We start from the raw sequence: 15,289 nt of genomic DNA, 5'->3' as shown, positions 1-15,289 counted from the left end.
ATAGGTGGTGCTTTTGACGGTAATAGGTGGTGCTTTTGACGGTAATAGGTGGTGCTTTTGACGGTAATATTCACAATATAGGTGGTTGACAAATAAAAAGCACCACCTATATTTATTGTGGTATATGAAAAAAACCTTCCACCAATAACCAATGGTACAAGACATGACTGAACTTATAGCCTATAAATCAAACGCTCTCATTGAAGCTAGTTATAAGTTGACCCTCCAAGAACAAAGGGTTTTATTAATGTGTATTGGTAAATTGAATCCTCAAGCAGTCATTCTTGAAAAAACCTTTCAATTAACCGCTAATGAATTCTACTTAGCATTTCCTGATATGGGCAGAGAGAATGCAGAAAGGCGACTACAAGAAGCTGCTGATAGATTGGCTGAACGCTGGATTTATATTCATTGGGAAGAAAAGGAAGAAAAAATAAGATGGATTCAAGGTCAAGCTAAATATTTTAATGGACAAGGAAAAATAGAATTAGTTTTTTCTGATCTAATCATGCCTTATCTGACACAGTTAAAAGGCCAGTTTACTACCATTGCAGTAAAAAATATTTCAGCACTAAAGAGAACATATAGCATTAGAATTTATGAATTATTGATGCAATTCAAAAAAACTGGAGACAGAATTATCAGTCTTAGAGACTTTAGATCTATGTTAGGAATAGAAGATAAATATTTACAATTTAGAGATTTAAATAAACTTCTTTTAAAACCATCCATCAAAGAATTGAATCAAAAAAGTAACCTAATTGTATCCGTTGATACTGTTAAAGATGGCCGTAATGTTGTAGCTTTACACTTCACATTTAAAGAAGACAAGCAAATAAAAATGGCAATTTAACAAAAATAATTAATGGAAAATATAAAAACAAATAAATATATTGTTTTTATATTTCTTTTTTTAAAATTATCTCTATGTTATGTTAGTAATTTAAATTATCAGATTTAATCATAAATAACTAGGATGGTCATTTCATGTCATACATGATTTATTTAACTTTAAATGGTAAAAATCAAGGCCTCATATCTGCGGGGTGTTCAACGCCAGATTCGATAGGAAATCGGTATCAAAACGGACACGAAGATCAAATACAGGTGCTCAGCCTGAATCATTCAATTACACGACAACAGAATGTCAGTCATCAACCCATACAATTTATTAAACCCGTAGATAAATCGTCACCATTATTAGCGATGGCTATAGATTCAAATGAATCTCTAAATGGTGCTTTTGTTTTTTACAGAACAGGCCAAGCTGGACAATTGGAATTATTCTATGAAGTAAAAATCACGGAAGCCACTATCACAGATGTTTCTTGTATATACCCGCATTCTATAAATGATTTTGATGTCATGCCATATGAAAGAGTTACACTCAACTATAAATCCATCTCATGGAATCATATAACAGCTGGCACTTCTGCTTACAGCATATGGGAAGATAGAAATTATTAATAAACAGTTGTGTCGAGTAGATAGCATGCTACTCGACACAACTATGCATATGCTCTTTATTCTTAGTGACAAAGTGAAATGTCCCTAACATACTTATTTGGTGCCATCCATGAAGATTTATCACATGTTAAATACCCATCATTTTTTAATTTATCATCAACATAGAAAGACACAAATAAAGTAAAAATAAACCCTGTTATTGATATATAAGAAATATAGCTACCTATTTTTCTATTAAGATTTTCTGTCCTATTTAATGCGATCATTAATAATGCATAAGCAAGATTAATAAGCAAAGGACTAAACCAAATAAAACCCGCGCTTTTCCATGAGAATGTAATAACGCTATCACGTATAAAAAAACCAACATAATCACTCAATGAAAAAAAAATAAATAATAACGCCATAAAAACAAGCAAAAAAACACCTAGATATATTTTTATTTTATTTGTATTATCCACGACTATATCTACCCCACATATTAAAAAATTGATCTGCCGTAGGTGTTCCTACAGGAATATTATTTCTTTTACCATTTTTTAAATTTTTAATTATGCTTTCGCTAATTTTAAAGTGATCATCTAACCAATATAAAGCAAACGAAACTCCAATCCCAAGAGCAAAAACTCCAAGAGATACAGCCAGAAGACTCCATCCTATGGTTAAAAGTGGGGCGACTATGAACGTATTAGCCGCTGAAGCAACACCTATTGACACAGCTAATTTTGCACCATCCATAGTTAAATTAACGAACAAATCAACCAGTCCATATTCATCTTTTAATACTAACTCCACTAGTCTATATGCGGCTGAAAATACTATACCGAATCTAGCACCTTGCGAAATTCCAGCTTCAATACCTAGCGTACCGACCCCAAAAGACACTATACGTTGATTATTAGCAAGGTATCTTGTGGCGTTTAAATAGTCTCGTACACCAGGGTAACCTGATAGCCTTATATATCTTTTTCCATCCTTACCAAAATACTCTGTTGCATCCACACCGAAACTTCTTAAGTCATTTGCTATTCTTGCCATTCCAATAGAATCATGGATATTACCAGCAAATGATGAAACTGGATCAGTATATGAATAGATAGTTTTAATATTATTCTTCCATGAATTATAAAAATTATGATCTAGTGTTTTCATATAAGCTATAGCTTCATCTTTTGTCAAGAAAGCAATAACCTCTTGGTTTAGTTTAAACTGATGTTCCAATTCCAATAGCATACGGTTATATTTTTGATCTTCTATTTGTTTTTTAAAATTAAGATGATCTTCATATTTATAATCATCTTCAACAAATGTTCTTAAGCGTGGTTCATATTTCATTTTACAACTCCCATTTATATTATATATTTCATTTGAATTTTGTCTCATATTTTATCGGACTCCGCTATTTTTTCTTTAGGTTTCCTGAATTATTGGGAACTGGCTCAAGTTTCCCTGTCGGGGTATGGCATTGCGTTTTAAGCTGCTCAACCAGCTGATAAGTGCTGTATATGGCGGAGTAATTTCTGTCCACACCTGCACTGAAGAAAAATTTGGCACTCAACCCAACGACAAGAGTCGTAACCAGCGCTGTAGACAGCATCGTTCCTCCGACAATTTTCCAAAGGTTCTTTTTCAACTGGTCATAACGCGATGTAAGATCACGTTCCGCGCTCGCAATTTTATCCACAAAGCCACGACCACGCTGAGTCATCGTGTCAACCTGTGTGGCTATCGCCTCCATCTGGGCATCCGTTCTCTGCCGGACAGCGCCCGCAATATCCGTTTGTTGGATAGTGGCCAAAATGTTCTGTTTGATTTCAACCGGCACGGTTTTGGCCAGTTCCCTGAATTGGGCGGCGCTGGTATCCAGTGAATTGACGGCACTCCGTTTAATATCATTCAGTTCTGACAGCACTTGGTTCATATGCGCCTTTTGCGCCTCGATATGATCCAGTTCAGCCAGCTTCTGTTTTAATTCACCTATCGCCAGACTGATGGCGCTTTCAAATCTCATGATGATATCAGCGACAGTGCCTTGATTCTCGCCTGCCGCAGTCAGCAAGCCAGTGATAACCTCTTGCTGTTCTTCCAGCACTGAGAGATAACCTGCAATTTTTTCAAATTCTGTGAGTTCTTTTTTCATGTTTGCCTCTGCTGTTACCGACTAAAACCCCGCCCAGGGGAGTGACGTTGGCGCTGTTGTGGTTTCTTTTCCTGCTCAGCACGTTGTCGCACCTGCTGCTCGAGTTCTAGCTGTTGCTTGTTCAACAACCTTGCCCGCTCTTCCAGCTGTTTTTGCTCTTCAAGGCGCTTTTGTTCTTCCTGCGCCTGTCGCAATTTATCCTGCTGATAATTTTCTTTAAATTGCCTCATTCCATTGAAAATCTCGTACTTACACTGAAAATGAAGCATATCTCGGGTAATTTCAGGCGAATACTCTATTTTGTCTTGTTTTTCCATCAGCTGGACAATCTGCTGGCTGTTTATCTGATCACGGCGGATATGCCGATATTCCATGATGGCATTACGCTCTTTCGGCCTTCGCCATTCACTGGGTAGCATTTTTTTCTCCGGCACAAGGTCTAAACCCTGCTTGGCATAGCTGCGCATATCGATACGCTCAGGACGATGAGCCAGCGCCAGATGGTGATTACAGTTTTTTTCCCAGCGCTCACGCAGGGCAACCAGCTGCTCTTTCCTTGTTTTTGGATTTAAACCGGTGTTAGCTTTCTGGCTGCCGCCTTTTTCCGGTGCTTTACGGTTGAACCGTTTAAAATACTGCTCCGGATCGCGGGTAATCCCGTCGTCAATCCGCTCGGAAAACATCAGGTGACAGTGGGGCTGTTCACCCCCATCGGCAGCGGTCGGCACATGAATGGCCCATTGATAGGCGTGCCGTTCGCCCAGCTCCTGCTTAACCCAGTCGCGGATAAGCCCTTCCCGTTGTTCGGGGTTTAACTCACGGGGTAAGGCGATTTCCATTTCCCGATAGGCTGTCCCGTTCTGGCGTTCGAAAGCATCCGCAGCCAGCCAGAACTGTTGCGGGTTGTCTTTCGCCCATGCCGGCATATTGCCGTTATCCGTAGACTCCAGCCGCTCGCCTTTTTCAAGCCGGTTTTCGTATTTCCCCTCACGGGCAATATAGGCGGCATGTTGCGCACCTTTTCCCTTGCGGCCAACTTTTACGCTCAGGCGGGCTATCGCCATATCTGAATACCTCTTGGTGTTAAACTCGAAGCTGTGCTTCGACGCGCTGTTTCTCATGAAAATGAGAAACATCTAAGCGCGCCTTACCAATAATCTTAAACTATGGTGAGCCTGTTTGCAGCCGAAATATTTTGTCGTCAGGCGAACACATGTTTAAGATTATTGGTAAGGAAAAAGCGCTAACATACTGACATTGAACTATGAGGCAATAATGAACACGAACGACGAATGGCTAAGGTTACGTATCGGCTACATCATGGGACTAAAATCGCCCACGGAGCAGCAAAAGCTGCTGGTGAGGCTGGCAGGTATCGAAAACCGGACACGGGAAGAAGAACGCCGGTTAACCGTGCTGAAACGGGCAGAAAAAGCCGCAGAACGGGCGATGAAAGCCAAAGGAGCCGCAGCAAAGGTTATCAATGCAGAACGGCTGGCAACACGTAAGGCACGCAATCACGAGATGTTTAAAGTCGCGGGACTGGTCAGCCTTGCCGGACTGGTTGATAAAAAAACCGGACAGCTGACCATTGATGCAGGCGCTTTTGTCGGGGCACTGGTCAAATTAGCCGGTGCGCCACCGGAAAAATTACAGGCGTTAAAAAGCCTCGGTGACCGGCTGATTGCAGAAAATGAAAAATAACCTTGCGGCTCCGCCACGATGTTTCGGGGGGAAACACGGTTAACTTTATGCTGAATGTGCTACCCTCATCGGGGTAAGCCCTTGGCTGGTGTTTATTTTTCTGAGCGTCACCAAGATTCTCTCCGGTTTCGGTGACGCAACAGAGACAGATTCATACCCTGATTGTTCTGATATCACCGTTAGGCAATTCAATTCGCAGGCTGAGTTTCCCGCCTATCACTTCAATATAGCGTTTCAGGGTAGACAGTTTCACATCCTGGCCCAGCCGTTCTATCTGAACGATGGACGATAAGGGAATATCCAGCGCCTCCGCTATCGCTCTTGGCGAGAAGTTAAATTCCTCTCTCAATAACTGCAATCCGCTTTTTAAAAGACGTTCTGCCGCCAGATAGTGAGTCTGGTTTGGGCTTTCTGGGGTGCATCCTGCCAGTAAATTGTCGAAGATCTTCACCGGTTCGCCTCCAGCCCACAGAGAGGAGTTACGGGGTTTACGTGCTTTCAGGTTACCGGCGTGATCAAAATAGCGGCTAGGCCAGATTTGGGACGGGTGCAGATTGAGGCGTTGGGCAATAATCCATTCCCCTTTTGGCCAGCCACGGTTTAGGGCATTACTTAAGGTTGAATGTCTTAACCCTGATTCGCGGGAAAGTTCCGCAATACTGGTGCCGATTTTACGTAACGCAGCGACGACTTCGGAGGGGTGCCAGTCTTCTGTGGTATTCATACCTGCTTCACCTCGTTGTTGTTATTGGTGGCGGTTCAAGCAGGGTTTCCAATACCGGAGTTCTCAACCGGCGAGGCCGAAGCCTCCCCTGCCTGAACCGCCATTGAACGGGCGAGCGCAGGCACACTGGTAGAAACATCCTACCAGTGGAGAACTTACGGGGTTGGAAATCCCCGGCTATTGGATTTTGCCAATAGCGTTATCAGGTTAACGGGTTAGATAAAACTTTTCAATAATATAATCAATTAGATGTGACGCCGTTATTCGCATAAAAGCGTGATGAGAAGGCGAAAGGCAAATCCGTGACAGAGACTGGTGTATTCAGATTTTTTAAGATGCCTTCACTAGGTAGGATTTTGCCGAGAAGCAGGCCGGACAAGGTTTGCAACCATTTTTTTAACGGCGTCACTTGGATTTTACCAAGTGACGCCGCCACCCTGTTTGGATGAATAAAATCCGTTTTAATTGGGGCCACCGATCAGTTTGCAGTATGCTTATTGTATTAACAGTTAATACAGGTGGGTGATATGAGAAAAATTACGTCCGTCAGTATGGGGAAGCAGCTTGACGGTTTTGTACAACGGATGATTGAAAGTGGCCGTTATGGTTCAGCCAGCGAAGTGATGCGTTCGGCATTGCGTTTGCTGGAAAAACAGGAGAATCAGGACGAAGCCATCCGTAATGCAGTGATCGAGGGGCTGGAGAGTGGGGAAAGTGCGTTGACGCTAAGGGACATTGCTGAGCAGAGGAAACGGCGGCATCGTGTATAAGCTATCGGAACGGGCAGCAGAGGACTTTGCGGGAATTTACGACTATACACTGATGAAATTCGGCGTAGCCCAAGCTGATCACTACACAGCCGCTCTGGAAGCGTTTTTAGAGACACTCGCAAATATGCCCGACATTGGACGGGATTATCCAGCGGTATCCGGTGTCATGCGGATAGAGTTTCAGCGACACACCGTTTTCTACACTGTCAGGAATGCCGATATTCTGATCGCCCGTATCCTGCACCAACAAATGGATCACGCTCAGCATTTACGGTAATCGCGTTCTCCCCATAGGTGTTTATATACAGCTAAAAACGCCTCAGAGCGATTTTAAGAGCTTTTCCGGCTCAGGTTAAATCTGTAGGTGGGTAAAAAAAAAACGGCTCAGAATAGTTTTTGTGGGGGTTTTATGCCCGTTAGGGCATGGGAGGTTGCTCTTCGGATCAGATTAGGATCTTCAAGGATCAATCAACCGATGCAAAAGGGGGGACTGAATGGGAGAGCCTACCCCCTTCCATCCTGCTAGGCCGTGAGCGAAGCGAACTAATTGGCACGAAAGAGAAATGTGCTCAATCGTGTAGAGTCGTAGACTGCGGTTTTACCCGTATAGCGCCCTTACGGGCGGTTAGGCGGAGCCGCATTGCGGTGACATATTTATTTTGTGATCGATCTGACTAATTTTTCTGACTTATCCACAGGGCACGCCTTTTTTAACTTGTTTTTCTTGTTTTTATTCTTGTTTTCGGTCTGTTTTTTACTTTTAAAATCAATTAATTAAATAGTGATAGGTGGTGCTTTTGACGGTAATAGGTGGTGCTTTTGACGGTAATATTCACAATATAGGTGGTTGACAAATAAAAAGCACCACCTATATTTATTGTGGTATATGAAAAAAACCTTCCACCAATAACCAATGGTACAAGACATGACTGAACTTATAGCCTATAAATCAAACGCTCTCATTGAAGCTAGTTATAAGTTGACCCTCCAAGAACAAAGGGTTTTATTAATGTGTATTGGTAAATTGAATCCTCAAGCAGTCATTCTTGAAAAAACCTTTCAATTAACCGCTAATGAATTCTACTTAGCATTTCCTGATATGGGCAGAGAGAATGCAGAAAGGCGACTACAAGAAGCTGCTGATAGATTGGCTGAACGCTGGATTTATATTCATTGGGAAGAAAAGGAAGAAAAAATAAGATGGATTCAAGGTCAAGCTAAATATTTTAATGGACAAGGAAAAATAGAATTAGTTTTTTCTGATCTAATCATGCCTTATCTGACACAGTTAAAAGGCCAGTTTACTACCATTGCAGTAAAAAATATTTCAGCACTAAAGAGAACATATAGCATTAGAATTTATGAATTATTGATGCAATTCAAAAAAACTGGAGACAGAATTATCAGTCTTAGAGACTTTAGATCTATGTTAGGAATAGAAGATAAATATTTACAATTTAGAGATTTAAATAAACTTCTTTTAAAACCATCCATCAAAGAATTGAATCAAAAAAGTAACCTAATTGTATCCGTTGATACTGTTAAAGATGGCCGTAATGTTGTAGCTTTACACTTCACATTTAAAGAAGACAAGCAAATAAAAATGGCAATTTAACAAAAATAATTAATGGAAAATATAAAAACAAATAAATATATTGTTTTTATATTTCTTTTTTTAAAATTATCTCTATGTTATGTTAGTAATTTAAATTATCAGATTTAATCATAAATAACTAGGATGGTCATTTCATGTCATACATGATTTATTTAACTTTAAATGGTAAAAATCAAGGCCTCATATCTGCGGGGTGTTCAACGCCAGATTCGATAGGAAATCGGTATCAAAACGGACACGAAGATCAAATACAGGTGCTCAGCCTGAATCATTCAATTACACGACAACAGAATGTCAGTCATCAACCCATACAATTTATTAAACCCGTAGATAAATCGTCACCATTATTAGCGATGGCTATAGATTCAAATGAATCTCTAAATGGTGCTTTTGTTTTTTACAGAACAGGCCAAGCTGGACAATTGGAATTATTCTATGAAGTAAAAATCACGGAAGCCACTATCACAGATGTTTCTTGTATATACCCGCATTCTATAAATGATTTTGATGTCATGCCATATGAAAGAGTTACACTCAACTATAAATCCATCTCATGGAATCATATAACAGCTGGCACTTCTGCTTACAGCATATGGGAAGATAGAAATTATTAATAAACAGTTGTGTCGAGTAGATAGCATGCTACTCGACACAACTATGCATATGCTCTTTATTCTTAGTGACAAAGTGAAATGTCCCTAACATACTTATTTGGTGCCATCCATGAAGATTTATCACATGTTAAATACCCATCATTTTTTAATTTATCATCAACATAGAAAGACACAAATAAAGTAAAAATAAACCCTGTTATTGATATATAAGAAATATAGCTACCTATTTTTCTATTAAGATTTTCTGTCCTATTTAATGCGATCATTAATAATGCATAAGCAAGATTAATAAGCAAAGGACTAAACCAAATAAAACCCGCGCTTTTCCATGAGAATGTAATAACGCTATCACGTATAAAAAAACCAACATAATCACTCAATGAAAAAAAAATAAATAATAACGCCATAAAAACAAGCAAAAAAACACCTAGATATATTTTTATTTTATTTGTATTATCCACGACTATATCTACCCCACATATTAAAAAATTGATCTGCCGTAGGTGTTCCTACAGGAATATTATTTCTTTTACCATTTTTTAAATTTTTAATTATGCTTTCGCTAATTTTAAAGTGATCATCTAACCAATATAAAGCAAACGAAACTCCAATCCCAAGAGCAAAAACTCCAAGAGATACAGCCAGAAGACTCCATCCTATGGTTAAAAGTGGGGCGACTATGAACGTATTAGCCGCTGAAGCAACACCTATTGACACAGCTAATTTTGCACCATCCATAGTTAAATTAACGAACAAATCAACCAGTCCATATTCATCTTTTAATACTAACTCCACTAGTCTATATGCGGCTGAAAATACTATACCGAATCTAGCACCTTGCGAAATTCCAGCTTCAATACCTAGCGTACCGACCCCAAAAGACACTATACGTTGATTATTAGCAAGGTATCTTGTGGCGTTTAAATAGTCTCGTACACCAGGGTAACCTGATAGCCTTATATATCTTTTTCCATCCTTACCAAAATACTCTGTTGCATCCACACCGAAACTTCTTAAGTCATTTGCTATTCTTGCCATTCCAATAGAATCATGGATATTACCAGCAAATGATGAAACTGGATCAGTATATGAATAGATAGTTTTAATATTATTCTTCCATGAATTATAAAAATTATGATCTAGTGTTTTCATATAAGCTATAGCTTCATCTTTTGTCAAGAAAGCAATAACCTCTTGGTTTAGTTTAAACTGATGTTCCAATTCCAATAGCATACGGTTATATTTTTGATCTTCTATTTGTTTTTTAAAATTAAGATGATCTTCATATTTATAATCATCTTCAACAAATGTTCTTAAGCGTGGTTCATATTTCATTTTACAACTCCCATTTATATTATATATTTCATTTGAATTTTGTCTCATATTTTATCGGACTCCGCTATTTTTTCTTTAGGTTTCCTGAATTATTGGGAACTGGCTCAAGTTTCCCTGTCGGGGTATGGCATTGCGTTTTAAGCTGCTCAACCAGCTGATAAGTGCTGTATATGGCGGAGTAATTTCTGTCCACACCTGCACTGAAGAAAAATTTGGCACTCAACCCAACGACAAGAGTCGTAACCAGCGCTGTAGACAGCATCGTTCCTCCGACAATTTTCCAAAGGTTCTTTTTCAACTGGTCATAACGCGATGTAAGATCACGTTCCGCGCTCGCAATTTTATCCACAAAGCCACGACCACGCTGAGTCATCGTGTCAACCTGTGTGGCTATCGCCTCCATCTGGGCATCCGTTCTCTGCCGGACAGCGCCCGCAATATCCGTTTGTTGGATAGTGGCCAAAATGTTCTGTTTGATTTCAACCGGCACGGTTTTGGCCAGTTCCCTGAATTGGGCGGCGCTGGTATCCAGTGAATTGACGGCACTCCGTTTAATATCATTCAGTTCTGACAGCACTTGGTTCATATGCGCCTTTTGCGCCTCGATATGATCCAGTTCAGCCAGCTTCTGTTTTAATTCACCTATCGCCAGACTGATGGCGCTTTCAAATCTCATGATGATATCAGCGACAGTGCCTTGATTCTCGCCTGCCGCAGTCAGCAAGCCAGTGATAACCTCTTGCTGTTCTTCCAGCACTGAGAGATAACCTGCAATTTTTTCAAATTCTGTGAGTTCTTTTTTCATGTTTGCCTCTGCTGTTACCGACTAAAACCCCGCCCAGGGGAGTGACGTTGGCGCTGTTGTGGTTTCTTTTCCTGCTCAGCACGTTGTCGCACCTGCTGCTCGAGTTCTAGCTGTTGCTTGTTCAACAACCTTGCCCGCTCTTCCAGCTGTTTTTGCTCTTCAAGGCGCTTTTGTTCTTCCTGCGCCTGTCGCAATTTATCCTGCTGATAATTTTCTTTAAATTGCCTCATTCCATTGAAAATCTCGTACTTACACTGAAAATGAAGCATATCTCGGGTAATTTCAGGCGAATACTCTATTTTGTCTTGTTTTTCCATCAGCTGGACAATCTGCTGGCTGTTTATCTGATCACGGCGGATATGCCGATATTCCATGATGGCATTACGCTCTTTCGGCCTTCGCCATTCACTGGGTAGCATTTTTTTCTCCGGCACAAGGTCTAAACCCTGCTTGGCATAGCTGCGCATATCGATACGCTCAGGACGATGAGCCAGCGCCAGATGGTGATTACAGTTTTTTTCCCAGCGCTCACGCAGGGCAACCAGCTGCTCTTTCCTTGTTTTTGGATTTAAACCGGTGTTAGCTTTCTGGCTGCCGCCTTTTTCCGGTGCTTTACGGTTGAACCGTTTAAAATACTGCTCCGGATCGCGGGTAATCCCGTCGTCAATCCGCTCGGAAAACATCAGGTGACAGTGGGGCTGTTCACCCCCATCGGCAGCGGTCGGCACATGAATGGCCCATTGATAGGCGTGCCGTTCGCCCAGCTCCTGCTTAACCCAGTCGCGGATAAGCCCTTCCCGTTGTTCGGGGTTTAACTCACGGGGTAAGGCGATTTCCATTTCCCGATAGGCTGTCCCGTTCTGGCGTTCGAAAGCATCCGCAGCCAGCCAGAACTGTTGCGGGTTGTCTTTCGCCCATGCCGGCATATTGCCGTTATCCGTAGACTCCAGCCGCTCGCCTTTTTCAAGCCGGTTTTCGTATTTCCCCTCACGGGCAATATAGGCGGCATGTTGCGCACCTTTTCCCTTGCGGCCAACTTTTACGCTCAGGCGGGCTATCGCCATATCTGAATACCTCTTGGTGTTAAACTCGAAGCTGTGCTTCGACGCGCTGTTTCTCATGAAAATGAGAAACATCTAAGCGCGCCTTACCAATAATCTTAAACTATGGTGAGCCTGTTTGCAGCCGAAATATTTTGTCGTCAGGCGAACACATGTTTAAGATTATTGGTAAGGAAAAAGCGCTAACATACTGACATTGAACTATGAGGCAATAATGAACACGAACGACGAATGGCTAAGGTTACGTATCGGCTACATCATGGGACTAAAATCGCCCACGGAGCAGCAAAAGCTGCTGGTGAGGCTGGCAGGTATCGAAAACCGGACACGGGAAGAAGAACGCCGGTTAACCGTGCTGAAACGGGCAGAAAAAGCCGCAGAACGGGCGATGAAAGCCAAAGGAGCCGCAGCAAAGGTTATCAATGCAGAACGGCTGGCAACACGTAAGGCACGCAATCACGAGATGTTTAAAGTCGCGGGACTGGTCAGCCTTGCCGGACTGGTTGATAAAAAAACCGGACAGCTGACCATTGATGCAGGCGCTTTTGTCGGGGCACTGGTCAAATTAGCCGGTGCGCCACCGGAAAAATTACAGGCGTTAAAAAGCCTCGGTGACCGGCTGATTGCAGAAAATGAAAAATAACCTTGCGGCTCCGCCACGATGTTTCGGGGGGAAACACGGTTAACTTTATGCTGAATGTGCTACCCTCATCGGGGTAAGCCCTTGGCTGGTGTTTATTTTTCTGAGCGTCACCAAGATTCTCTCCGGTTTCGGTGACGCAACAGAGACAGATTCATACCCTGATTGTTCTGATATCACCGTTAGGCAATTCAATTCGCAGGCTGAGTTTCCCGCCTATCACTTCAATATAGCGTTTCAGGGTAGACAGTTTCACATCCTGGCCCAGCCGTTCTATCTGAACGATGGACGATAAGGGAATATCCAGCGCCTCCGCTATCGCTCTTGGCGAGAAGTTAAATTCCTCTCTCAATAACTGCAATCCGCTTTTTAAAAGACGTTCTGCCGCCAGATAGTGAGTCTGGTTTGGGCTTTCTGGGGTGCATCCTGCCAGTAAATTGTCGAAGATCTTCACCGGTTCGCCTCCAGCCCACAGAGAGGAGTTACGGGGTTTACGTGCTTTCAGGTTACCGGCGTGATCAAAATAGCGGCTAGGCCAGATTTGGGACGGGTGCAGATTGAGGCGTTGGGCAATAATCCATTCCCCTTTTGGCCAGCCACGGTTTAGGGCATTACTTAAGGTTGAATGTCTTAACCCTGATTCGCGGGAAAGTTCCGCAATACTGGTGCCGATTTTACGTAACGCAGCGACGACTTCGGAGGGGTGCCAGTCTTCTGTGGTATTCATACCTGCTTCACCTCGTTGTTGTTATTGGTGGCGGTTCAAGCAGGGTTTCCAATACCGGAGTTCTCAACCGGCGAGGCCGAAGCCTCCCCTGCCTGAACCGCCATTGAACGGGCGAGCGCAGGCACACTGGTAGAAACATCCTACCAGTGGAGAACTTACGGGGTTGGAAATCCCCGGCTATTGGATTTTGCCAATAGCGTTATCAGGTTAACGGGTTAGATAAAACTTTTCAATAATATAATCAATTAGATGTGACGCCGTTATTCGCATAAAAGCGTGATGAGAAGGCGAAAGGCAAATCCGTGACAGAGACTGGTGTATTCAGATTTTTTAAGATGCCTTCACTAGGTAGGATTTTGCCGAGAAGCAGGCCGGACAAGGTTTGCAACCATTTTTTTAACGGCGTCACTTGGATTTTACCAAGTGACGCCGCCACCCTGTTTGGATGAATAAAATCCGTTTTAATTGGGGCCACCGATCAGTTTGCAGTATGCTTATTGTATTAACAGTTAATACAGGTGGGTGATATGAGAAAAATTACGTCCGTCAGTATGGGGAAGCAGCTTGACGGTTTTGTACAACGGATGATTGAAAGTGGCCGTTATGGTTCAGCCAGCGAAGTGATGCGTTCGGCATTGCGTTTGCTGGAAAAACAGGAGAATCAGGACGAAGCCATCCGTAATGCAGTGATCGAGGGGCTGGAGAGTGGGGAAAGTGCGTTGACGCTAAGGGACATTGCTGAGCAGAGGAAACGGCGGCATCGTGTATAAGCTATCGGAACGGGCAGCAGAGGACTTTGCGGGAATTTACGACTATACACTGATGAAATTCGGCGTAGCCCAAGCTGATCACTACACAGCCGCTCTGGAAGCGTTTTTAGAGACACTCGCAAATATGCCCGACATTGGACGGGATTATCCAGCGGTATCCGGTGTCATGCGGATAGAGTTTCAGCGACACACCGTTTTCTACACTGTCAGGAATGCCGATATTCTGATCGCCCGTATCCTGCACCAACAAATGGATCACGCTCAGCATTTACGGTAATCGCGTTCTCCCCATAGGTGTTTATATACAGCTAAAAACGCCTCAGAGCGATTTTAAGAGCTTTTCCGGCTCAGGTTAAATCTGTAGGTGGGTAAAAAAAAAACGGCTCAGAATAGTTTTTGTGGGGGTTTTATGCCCGTTAGGGCATGGGAGGTTGCTCTTCGGATCAGATTAGGATCTTCAAGGATCAATCAACCGATGCAAAAGGGGGGACTGAATGGGAGAGCCTACCCCCTTCCATCCTGCTAGGCCGTGAGCGAAGCGAACTAATTGGCACGAAAGAGAAATGTGCTCAATCGTGTAGAGTCGTAGACTGCGGTTTTACCCGTATAGCGCCCTTACGGGCGGTTAGGCGGAGCCGCATTGCGGTGACATATTTATTTTGTGATCGATCTGACTAATTTTTCTGACTTATCCACAGGGCACGCCTTTTTTAACTTGTTTTTCTTGTTTTTATTCTTGTTTTCGGTCTGTTTTTTACTTTTAAAATCAATTAATTAAATAGTGATAGGTGGTGCTTTTGACGGTAATAGGTGGTGCTTTTGACGGTAATAGGTGGTGCTTTTGACGGTAATATTCACAATATAGGTGGTTGACAAATAAAAAGCACCACCTATATTTATTGTGGTATATGAAAAAA

Annotated in this window: 20 protein-coding genes and 2 pseudogenes; 10 read left to right on the top strand and 12 right to left on the bottom strand. The window is 42.3% G+C overall.

Annotated elements, in window-relative coordinates:
• Positions 1-163: 163 nt before the first annotated feature.
• On the top strand, positions 164-853 hold the full coding sequence (locus AAC854_RS18270; RefSeq protein ID WP_340618369.1) for a replication initiation protein: 690 nt from the start codon (positions 164-166) through the stop codon (positions 851-853).
• A gap of 134 nt (positions 854-987) precedes the next feature.
• Entirely contained in the window at positions 988-1,467 is a 480-nt protein-coding gene (locus AAC854_RS18265; RefSeq protein WP_340618368.1) for an Hcp family type VI secretion system effector, read from the top strand.
• Positions 1,468-1,529: 62 nt separating this feature from the next.
• On the opposite strand, the gene AAC854_RS18260 is transcribed toward AAC854_RS18265, so the two are convergent.
• The 4 genes from AAC854_RS18260 to AAC854_RS18245 form a co-directional block, all read right to left on the bottom strand.
• Complete coding sequence (locus tag AAC854_RS18260) at positions 1,530-1,928, bottom strand: DUF1240 domain-containing protein (protein WP_340618367.1); 399 nt, start codon at positions 1,926-1,928, stop codon at positions 1,530-1,532.
• On the bottom strand, positions 1,921-2,802 hold the full coding sequence (locus AAC854_RS18255) for a hypothetical protein (RefSeq protein WP_340618366.1): 882 nt from the start codon (positions 2,800-2,802) through the stop codon (positions 1,921-1,923). The genes AAC854_RS18260 and AAC854_RS18255 overlap by 8 nt, the downstream gene beginning before the upstream one ends.
• Positions 2,803-2,866: 64 nt before the next feature.
• On the bottom strand, positions 2,867-3,607 hold the full coding sequence (locus tag AAC854_RS18250; RefSeq protein WP_340618365.1) for a hypothetical protein: 741 nt from the start codon (positions 3,605-3,607) through the stop codon (positions 2,867-2,869).
• Positions 3,608-3,621: 14 nt separating this feature from the next.
• Positions 3,622-4,743, bottom strand: a complete 1,122-nt coding sequence (locus tag AAC854_RS18245) for a MobA/MobL family protein (protein WP_340618364.1) — start codon at positions 4,741-4,743, stop codon at positions 3,622-3,624.
• A gap of 139 nt (positions 4,744-4,882) precedes the next feature.
• Between AAC854_RS18245 and AAC854_RS18240 the strand changes: the two genes are divergently transcribed.
• Positions 4,883-5,311 carry a hypothetical protein gene (locus AAC854_RS18240; protein ID WP_340618363.1) on the top strand — a complete coding sequence of 143 codons (429 nt, stop codon included), beginning with the start codon at positions 4,883-4,885 and terminating at the stop codon, positions 5,309-5,311.
• 481 nt (positions 5,312-5,792) lie between these two features.
• On the opposite strand, the pseudogene AAC854_RS18235 reads toward AAC854_RS18240, so the two are convergent.
• Together AAC854_RS18235 and AAC854_RS18230 are read right to left on the bottom strand one after the other, a co-directional pair.
• Positions 5,793-6,035 (bottom strand): annotated as a pseudogene (locus AAC854_RS18235) (helix-turn-helix domain-containing protein); the annotation flags it as partial.
• Positions 6,036-6,276: 241 nt separating this feature from the next.
• Entirely contained in the window at positions 6,277-6,510 is a 234-nt protein-coding gene (locus AAC854_RS18230; protein ID WP_340618362.1) for a hypothetical protein, read from the bottom strand.
• Positions 6,511-6,562: 52 nt separating this feature from the next.
• On the opposite strand from AAC854_RS18230, the gene AAC854_RS18225 reads away from it, so the two are divergent.
• The 4 genes from AAC854_RS18225 to AAC854_RS18210 all read left to right on the top strand — a co-directional run bounded on the left by AAC854_RS18225 (position 6,563) and on the right by AAC854_RS18210 (position 9,034).
• Entirely contained in the window at positions 6,563-6,805 is a 243-nt protein-coding gene (locus AAC854_RS18225; protein WP_340618361.1) for a type II toxin-antitoxin system ParD family antitoxin, read from the top strand.
• On the top strand, positions 6,798-7,082 hold the full coding sequence (locus tag AAC854_RS18220) for a type II toxin-antitoxin system RelE/ParE family toxin (protein ID WP_340618360.1): 285 nt from the start codon (positions 6,798-6,800) through the stop codon (positions 7,080-7,082). The genes AAC854_RS18225 and AAC854_RS18220 overlap by 8 nt, the downstream gene beginning before the upstream one ends.
• Positions 7,083-7,730: 648 nt before the next feature.
• Complete coding sequence (locus tag AAC854_RS18215) at positions 7,731-8,420, top strand: replication initiation protein (RefSeq protein ID WP_340618369.1); 690 nt, start codon at positions 7,731-7,733, stop codon at positions 8,418-8,420.
• Positions 8,421-8,554: 134 nt separating this feature from the next.
• Positions 8,555-9,034 carry an Hcp family type VI secretion system effector gene (locus tag AAC854_RS18210; protein ID WP_340618368.1) on the top strand — a complete coding sequence of 160 codons (480 nt, stop codon included), beginning with the start codon at positions 8,555-8,557 and terminating at the stop codon, positions 9,032-9,034.
• Positions 9,035-9,096: 62 nt separating this feature from the next.
• Here the strand turns inward: AAC854_RS18210 and AAC854_RS18205 are convergent, their stop codons facing one another.
• From AAC854_RS18205 to AAC854_RS18190, 4 genes are all read right to left on the bottom strand, one after another.
• Entirely contained in the window at positions 9,097-9,495 is a 399-nt protein-coding gene (locus AAC854_RS18205) for a DUF1240 domain-containing protein (protein ID WP_340618367.1), read from the bottom strand.
• The gene (locus tag AAC854_RS18200) at positions 9,488-10,369 is read right to left on the bottom strand and encodes a hypothetical protein (RefSeq protein ID WP_340618366.1); all 882 of its coding nucleotides are present in this window, start codon (positions 10,367-10,369) and stop codon (positions 9,488-9,490) included. The genes AAC854_RS18205 and AAC854_RS18200 overlap by 8 nt, the downstream gene beginning before the upstream one ends.
• A 64-nt stretch (positions 10,370-10,433) precedes the next feature.
• Positions 10,434-11,174, bottom strand: coding sequence for a hypothetical protein (locus AAC854_RS18195; protein ID WP_340618365.1), 741 nt, complete (start codon positions 11,172-11,174; stop codon positions 10,434-10,436).
• A 14-nt stretch (positions 11,175-11,188) separates the two neighbouring features.
• Positions 11,189-12,310 (bottom strand): MobA/MobL family protein, encoded by a 1,122-nt coding sequence (locus AAC854_RS18190; protein WP_340618364.1) that lies wholly within the window; start codon positions 12,308-12,310, stop codon positions 11,189-11,191.
• A gap of 139 nt (positions 12,311-12,449) precedes the next feature.
• On the opposite strand from AAC854_RS18190, the gene AAC854_RS18185 reads away from it, so the two are divergent.
• Entirely contained in the window at positions 12,450-12,878 is a 429-nt protein-coding gene (locus tag AAC854_RS18185; RefSeq protein WP_340618363.1) for a hypothetical protein, read from the top strand.
• Between the two features lie 481 nt (positions 12,879-13,359).
• Here AAC854_RS18185 and AAC854_RS18180 read toward each other — a convergent pair.
• Positions 13,360-13,602: pseudogene (locus AAC854_RS18180) on the bottom strand (helix-turn-helix domain-containing protein); the annotation flags it as partial.
• 241 nt (positions 13,603-13,843) lie between these two features.
• Entirely contained in the window at positions 13,844-14,077 is a 234-nt protein-coding gene (locus AAC854_RS18175) for a hypothetical protein (RefSeq protein WP_340618362.1), read from the bottom strand.
• Positions 14,078-14,129: 52 nt separating this feature from the next.
• Here AAC854_RS18175 and AAC854_RS18170 point away from each other — a divergent pair, with 52 nt between their 5' ends.
• Positions 14,130-14,372 carry a type II toxin-antitoxin system ParD family antitoxin gene (locus tag AAC854_RS18170; protein ID WP_340618361.1) on the top strand — a complete coding sequence of 81 codons (243 nt, stop codon included), beginning with the start codon at positions 14,130-14,132 and terminating at the stop codon, positions 14,370-14,372.
• Positions 14,365-14,649 carry a type II toxin-antitoxin system RelE/ParE family toxin gene (locus AAC854_RS18165; protein WP_340618360.1) on the top strand — a complete coding sequence of 95 codons (285 nt, stop codon included), beginning with the start codon at positions 14,365-14,367 and terminating at the stop codon, positions 14,647-14,649. The genes AAC854_RS18170 and AAC854_RS18165 overlap by 8 nt, the downstream gene beginning before the upstream one ends.
• The last annotated feature ends 640 nt before the right edge of the window (positions 14,650-15,289 follow it).

It is taken from the genome of Xenorhabdus entomophaga, from assembly GCF_037996725.1.
Taxonomy (GTDB): domain Bacteria; phylum Pseudomonadota; class Gammaproteobacteria; order Enterobacterales; family Enterobacteriaceae; genus Xenorhabdus; species Xenorhabdus khoisanae.
Note: the sequence above shows the minus strand (reverse complement) of the source record. Positions and strands in the feature narration are given on the sequence as shown.

Excerpts from the sequence above, each read along its gene's own strand:
- AAC854_RS18270 (WP_340618369.1), top strand. The coding sequence starts at position 164 with ATGACTGAACTTATAGCCTATAAATCAAACGCTCTCATTGAAGCTAGT.
- AAC854_RS18265 (WP_340618368.1), top strand. The coding sequence starts at position 988 with ATGTCATACATGATTTATTTAACTTTAAATGGTAAAAATCAAGGCCTC.
- AAC854_RS18255 (WP_340618366.1), bottom strand. The coding sequence starts at position 2,802 with ATGAAATATGAACCACGCTTAAGAACATTTGTTGAAGATGATTATAAA.
- AAC854_RS18250 (WP_340618365.1), bottom strand. The coding sequence starts at position 3,607 with ATGAAAAAAGAACTCACAGAATTTGAAAAAATTGCAGGTTATCTCTCA.
- AAC854_RS18245 (WP_340618364.1), bottom strand. The coding sequence starts at position 4,743 with ATGTTTCTCATTTTCATGAGAAACAGCGCGTCGAAGCACAGCTTCGAG.
- AAC854_RS18240 (WP_340618363.1), top strand. The coding sequence starts at position 4,883 with ATGAACACGAACGACGAATGGCTAAGGTTACGTATCGGCTACATCATG.
- AAC854_RS18225 (WP_340618361.1), top strand. The coding sequence starts at position 6,563 with ATGAGAAAAATTACGTCCGTCAGTATGGGGAAGCAGCTTGACGGTTTT.
- AAC854_RS18215 (WP_340618369.1), top strand. The coding sequence starts at position 7,731 with ATGACTGAACTTATAGCCTATAAATCAAACGCTCTCATTGAAGCTAGT.
- AAC854_RS18210 (WP_340618368.1), top strand. The coding sequence starts at position 8,555 with ATGTCATACATGATTTATTTAACTTTAAATGGTAAAAATCAAGGCCTC.
- AAC854_RS18200 (WP_340618366.1), bottom strand. The coding sequence starts at position 10,369 with ATGAAATATGAACCACGCTTAAGAACATTTGTTGAAGATGATTATAAA.
- AAC854_RS18195 (WP_340618365.1), bottom strand. The coding sequence starts at position 11,174 with ATGAAAAAAGAACTCACAGAATTTGAAAAAATTGCAGGTTATCTCTCA.
- AAC854_RS18190 (WP_340618364.1), bottom strand. The coding sequence starts at position 12,310 with ATGTTTCTCATTTTCATGAGAAACAGCGCGTCGAAGCACAGCTTCGAG.
- AAC854_RS18185 (WP_340618363.1), top strand. The coding sequence starts at position 12,450 with ATGAACACGAACGACGAATGGCTAAGGTTACGTATCGGCTACATCATG.
- AAC854_RS18170 (WP_340618361.1), top strand. The coding sequence starts at position 14,130 with ATGAGAAAAATTACGTCCGTCAGTATGGGGAAGCAGCTTGACGGTTTT.